This is a genomic window from Arthrobacter sp. TB 26 (assembly GCF_000427315.1).
Classification (GTDB): domain Bacteria; phylum Actinomycetota; class Actinomycetes; order Actinomycetales; family Micrococcaceae; genus Arthrobacter.
This window is the reverse complement of record NZ_AUPJ01000191.1, coordinates 1-5,375: the sequence shown is the minus strand read 5'-3', so window position 1 is coordinate 5,375 and position 5,375 is coordinate 1. Positions and strand designations below refer to the sequence as shown.

At 66.7% G+C, this 5,375-nt stretch carries 5 protein-coding genes; all 5 read left to right on the top strand.

Going from position 1 to position 5,375, the window contains the following annotated elements; translation table 11 throughout:
- On the top strand, window positions 1-412 hold a 412-nt coding region (locus tag K789_RS0106615; RefSeq protein WP_416352791.1), incomplete at its 5' end, for a DUF3499 domain-containing protein.
- 82 nt (window positions 413-494) lie between these two features.
- The gene (locus K789_RS0106610; RefSeq protein WP_024366070.1) at window positions 495-755 is read left to right on the top strand and encodes a Trm112 family protein; all 261 of its coding nucleotides are present in this window, start codon (window positions 495-497) and stop codon (window positions 753-755) included.
- Between the two features lie 123 nt (window positions 756-878).
- The gene (gene ahcY, locus K789_RS0106605) at window positions 879-2,357 is read left to right on the top strand and encodes an adenosylhomocysteinase (RefSeq protein ID WP_024366069.1); all 1,479 of its coding nucleotides are present in this window, start codon (window positions 879-881) and stop codon (window positions 2,355-2,357) included.
- 200 nt (window positions 2,358-2,557) lie between these two features.
- The gene (locus tag K789_RS0106600) at window positions 2,558-3,784 is read left to right on the top strand and encodes a L,D-transpeptidase (RefSeq protein WP_024366068.1); all 1,227 of its coding nucleotides are present in this window, start codon (window positions 2,558-2,560) and stop codon (window positions 3,782-3,784) included.
- A gap of 53 nt (window positions 3,785-3,837) precedes the next feature.
- Window positions 3,838-5,136, top strand: a complete 1,299-nt coding sequence (locus tag K789_RS0106595; RefSeq protein WP_024366067.1) for an Ig-like domain-containing protein — start codon at window positions 3,838-3,840, stop codon at window positions 5,134-5,136.
- The last annotated feature ends 239 nt before the right edge of the window (window positions 5,137-5,375 follow it).

Sequence of the window (5,375 nt, the reverse complement as noted above, 5' to 3'; positions counted from 1 at the left end):
CGGGGGAGTAGTCTGTGATGTCGTGGGTGCAATTCGTCTTTGTTCAAGGTCAGCCTGCCGCAACTCAGCGGTGGCAACTTTGACGTACGTGTATGCCGACTCCACCGCGGTCCTGGGACCCCTGGCAACCTATGCCGAGCCGCACTGCTACGACTTGTGCGAACAGCACGCCGGGTCCCTGACCGTCCCGCGCGGCTGGGAAGTGATGCGGCTGGCCATGCCGGCTACCCCCGCAGGTCCCGGCCCAGATGACCTCCTCGCCCTTGCCAACGCCGTCCGGGAAGCCGCCTCCCGGCCCGCCGCGCCGGAATCCGGCCAGGGCCAGCGCAGCGTCCACCCGGCCCTTGAAGCTCCGGCCGGGTCCGAGGGCACCCGCCGGGGGCATCTGCGCGTCCTGCGCGAACCTTCGTAGGCGGCAACTGGCGGTAGGCTGGGAACTGCAAAATCCGTAAGCCACCGGCGCCTGCTGCGGCGTCCACCAGGGAGCGTTCACCATGCCGAAGATCAGTCCCGAACTGTTGTCTGTCCTGAGATGCCCCGTGACCGGTTCGCCGCTGGTGCAGGACGGCGAGGAACTCGTCACCACCGCGGCCGGATCCTCCGGCGAGAAGCTGCGCTACGCGATCGAGGACGGCATCCCCCTGCTGCTGCCGCCGGAACTGCTCCCGGCCGCCGCTGCGGCCCCGGCATTCCAGCACGACGGCGGCCCCGGCGCAGGCACGCCCGAGGCAGCGTCCCGGCCCACCGACGCCTAGCCCGCGGGCCCATCGCTTTGCCGCTCGGCTTCGAAGTACTTTCCAGCCACCGATAAGCACGTCCACCGACTTCACAGGCTGCCAGGTCCCGGACCTGCCCGCCGGCCACAACAAAGGATTCATATGACTCTCGATTACAAGATTGCGGACATCTCCCTGGCCGAGGCAGGCCGTCACCAGATCCGCCTCGCCGAGCACGAAATGCCCGGCCTGATGTCCCTGCGCGAGGAGTTCGGCGCAAGCCAGCCGCTCAAGGGTGCCCGGATCGCCGGTTCGCTGCACATGACGGTGCAGACCGCCGTGCTGATCGAGACGCTCACGGCACTGGGCGCCGAGGTCCGCTGGGCCTCCTGCAACATCTTCTCCACCCAGGACGAAGCCGCTGCCGCCGTTGTGGTCGGCAACGGAACGGTGGAGGACCCCCAGGGTGTGCCCGTGTTCGCCTGGAAGGGCGAGACGCTCGAGGAATACTGGTGGACCGCGGAGCAGATCCTGACCTGGCCCGGCGCGGACAGCAACCCGGACCTCGGCCCGAACATGATCCTCGACGACGGCGGCGACGCCACCATGCTGGTCCACAAGGGCACCGACGTCGAGGCGCTCGGCGCTGTCCCGGCCACCGCAGAGGACGAGTCCGAGGAAGGCAGGGTCTTCCTCGACGTGCTGCGCGCCTCGCTGCAGGCGGATCCGCAGAAGTGGACCCGGATCGGTTCGCGCCTGCTGGGCGTCACAGAGGAAACCACCACCGGCGTGCACCGCCTCTACCAGCTCGCGGAGCAGGGCAAGCTGCTGTTCCCGGCCATCAACGTCAACGACTCCGTCACCAAGAGCAAGTTCGACAACAAGTACGGCATCCGCCACTCCCTGCCCGACGGCATCAACCGCGCCACCGATGTCCTGATGGGCGGCAAAGTCGCCGTCGTCTGCGGCTACGGCGACGTGGGCAAGGGCGCGGCGGAGGCATTCCGCGGCCAGGGCTCACGCGTCATCGTCACCGAAATCGACCCCATCTGCGCCCTCCAGGCAGCAATGGACGGCTACCAGGTCGCGAAACTGGAATCCGTCCTCAGCGAGGGCCACATCTTCATCACCACGACGGGCAACAAGGACGTCATCATGGCCGAGCACATGGCCGGGATGCGTGACAAGGCGATCGTGGGCAACATCGGCCACTTCGACAACGAGATCGACATGGCCGGCCTGGCCCGGATCCCGGGCATCACGAAGGTCGAGATCAAGCCCCAGGTGCACGAGTGGGTGCTCGACGCCGGGACTGCGGAAGAGCGCTCCATCATCGTCCTGTCCGAAGGCCGCCTGCTGAATCTCGGCAACGCCACCGGCCACCCGTCCTTCGTGATGAGCAACTCGTTTGCCAACCAGACGATCGCGCAGATCGAGCTCTTCACCAAGCGCGACCAGCCGGAGGGCGAGAGGGAGTACGAAAAGCAGGTCTACGTGCTGCCGAAGATCCTTGACGAGAAGGTCGCCCGGCTGCACCTCGATGCCCTTGGCGTCGAACTGACCGAGCTTTCGAAGGAGCAGGCCGAGTACCTGGACCTTGAGGTTTCCGGCCCGTACAAGCCGGACCACTACCGCTACTAGGAAGCGCCGGCCGCCGCGCCGCGGCAGCACCACCCCGACCCTGCGCCACAACGGCGCAGCACCGGCGGGTGGCTGCCAGAGGGGGCTCCGGACTCCCGTCCGGGGACCTCTTCGTGACCTGATCGTGGCGGGGGCGACGGCGGGTCCCACCGGAATTTCCCTTATGCTTTCAAGGTAACTTCTGGAAGGACCTGAGTATTGTGAACGCCCCGAGAAGCCGGAGTACCGGCCGCAAGCTTGCCGTGCTCGGAGCGGTCTGCGCCCTCGCCGCGGCCGGCGGGGTGTTCGCGGCAGGCCCCGGATTGGCCCATGCATCCTTCGCCTCCGAGGCCGCCTCGCCGGAACGCTCGACGCCGGGGCTCGCTTTCCCGGTGGTGGCGCCCGCGCAGCTGGACGTCGTCCCGGCGAATGGGGCCAAGCAGGTCAACCCTGCCGCGCCCGTGACCCTGAAAGTCAAGAACGGCCGCATTGACCGGGTGTCGCTTACCAGCGGTGCCGGGGACGCCGTTGAGGGGACCCTCAGCGCGGATGCCTCCAGCTGGACGGCAACTGCACCGCTGAAGTTCAACACCCGCTACAGCTACACCTTTTCCGTGGCGGACGCCGCCGGCCGCAAGGACAACACGACGCGGACCTTCACCACGGTCTCCACCGCCAACGAAGCCGACGCCGCCATCTACCCGCTGGACGGCATGAAGGTCGGAGTGGCGCAACCGCTGCAGATCACTTTCAGCGAGCCTGTCCTGAACCGGGACGCCGTCGAGAAGGCCATCAAGATCAGCTCCACCTCCGGGCAGGCGGGTGACTTCCACTGGTTCAGCAACACCATGGTCCGGTACCGGCCGGAGAGTTTCTGGACCGCGAACAGCACCATCACGATGGACATGCGGCTCTTCGGAGTGGATCTCGGGAACGGGCAGATCGGCAATTTCAACAAAAAGGTCACCGTCCACATCGGCGACAAGAAGGTGGCCGTCGCGGACGCGACCGCGCACACGTTCACGGCCAGTGTCAATGACCAGCAGGTCGGACAGTGGCCGGCAACCATGGGTGACACCCGGTTCCCGTCGGCCCGCGGGTATCTCGTGTTCATGGAGAAATACCGGGTGGAGCACATGGATGCCTCCACGATCGGGCTCAAGCCCGGCGACCCGGCCTACTACGGCCAGCTCGACGTCAACTACGCCACGCGCCTGACCCCGAGCGGGGAGTTCATCCACCAGGCCACGGACTCCGCCATGCCGTATCTCGGCGTTGCCAACCTCTCGCATGGCTGTGTGGGTTTGGGGCCGGACGGTGCGAAATGGGTCTTCGAGAACATGACTACCGGTGACGTGGTCCAGGTGGTCAACACCGACGGCGACTTCGCCGCTGTGGACGACGGCTATGGGGACTGGAACATCCCCTGGGCTCAGTACGCCAACTGAGCCCCGGGCAGCTTCGCGAACCGCGGAAAGACTTTTATTTGGGGGATTAGGACATGGACGAGATGACGACGGACCTTGGCGCGCGGCGCCGACGCGGCAAACCCGTGCCCCGGCGGGAACCCGTGGGCAAGGGCGGACGGAAAAGCGGGAAGATGCTGGCTGTGCTGGCACTCTGCGCCGCCGTCGGAGCCGGCGGAATCGGCATCGCGACGGCGCCCGGCCGGGCCGATGCGGAAATGCCTTCAGAAGCAGCTTCCCCGATGCGCAACGTCGCGGGCCTTGCTGCCCCGGTGGTGAAGGCTGTGGAACTCGGTGTGACCCCGACCGACGGGGCCAAGGCCGTCAACCCCGCCGCACCGGCTTCAGTCAAGGCAGTTAACGGCACCGTGAAGGACGTCGTGCTGGAACGGGCCTCCGGCGGCGGCCGCGTCCCCGGGACCACGAGTCCGGACGGCTCCACCTGGACCGCCGGGGATCCCCTCGAGTTCGATACGAAGTACAAGTACAGCTTTACGATTGTCGACCAGGCCGGCCGGCAGACGAAGAAGGCGCAGACCTTCGCGACTGTCGCCAAGGCCAACGAGGCCGACGCCGCCGTGTATCCGCTCAACGGCACGACTGTCGGGGCCGGACAGCCCATCGAGATTGTCTTCAGCGAGCCGGTGCTGAACAAGGAGGCCATGGAGAAGGCCGTCACCGTCACCGCTTCCTCCGGCCAGGCCGTGGCGTGGCGCTGGTACTCGGACCGGCGCGTCCGGATCCGGCCCGAAGCATTCTGGGCTTCCAACAGCGAGATCACCGTGGACCTGAAACTCTTCGGCGTCGACTTCGGCAACAAGATGATCGGCAACTCCGACACGAAGGCCTCCTTCAAGGTTGGGCCGCAGCGCCTCGCAATCGTTGATGACATCACTAAGACCATGAACGTGTACTTCGACGGCCAGCTGGTCAAGACCGCACCGGTCACACTGGGAGACGCGGAGTGGCTCTCTCCAACGGGCTTCGCCGTCATCATGGAGCAGGAGCGCAATTCCAAGTTCAACGCCGGCAGCATCGGCCTGAAACCCGGCGACAAGGGCTACTACCCGCCCCTGACGGTGGAATACGCCAACCGCCTGACCAGCTCCGGTGTCTACGTCCACCAGGCCCTCGAATCTGCGTGGGGTGCGGTGGGCAAGTACAACGTCTCGCACGGCTGCGTCGGGCTGCTCCCGGCGGACGCGGCCTGGTTCTTCAACAACATGAAGACCGGCGACGTCGTCCAGACCCTCAACACCGGAGCGCCGGCCGTGGAGCCGCTCGAAGGCTTCGGCGACTGGAACATCCCGTGGGCGCAGTACGCGAAACGATAACCGCAGGGCCGGGGGCCGGCCACACCGGGATGCCGCCTGAATCCCCACCGCCTGAATCCCGGCCCGCTTCGGGGTGGCATCTCGCCCACTCCGCGGCTCGGGCGGTAGGCTCGGAGGCAGATAAGTAGCGTTGCCGGGCCCCGGGCCGGCGGCGCGGACGCCTACGGAAGCGAAGCTGCAGTGACTGACTCAAGTCCCACCCCTCCGAACCGACAGGATCCGCAGCTGGATCCGGCCGG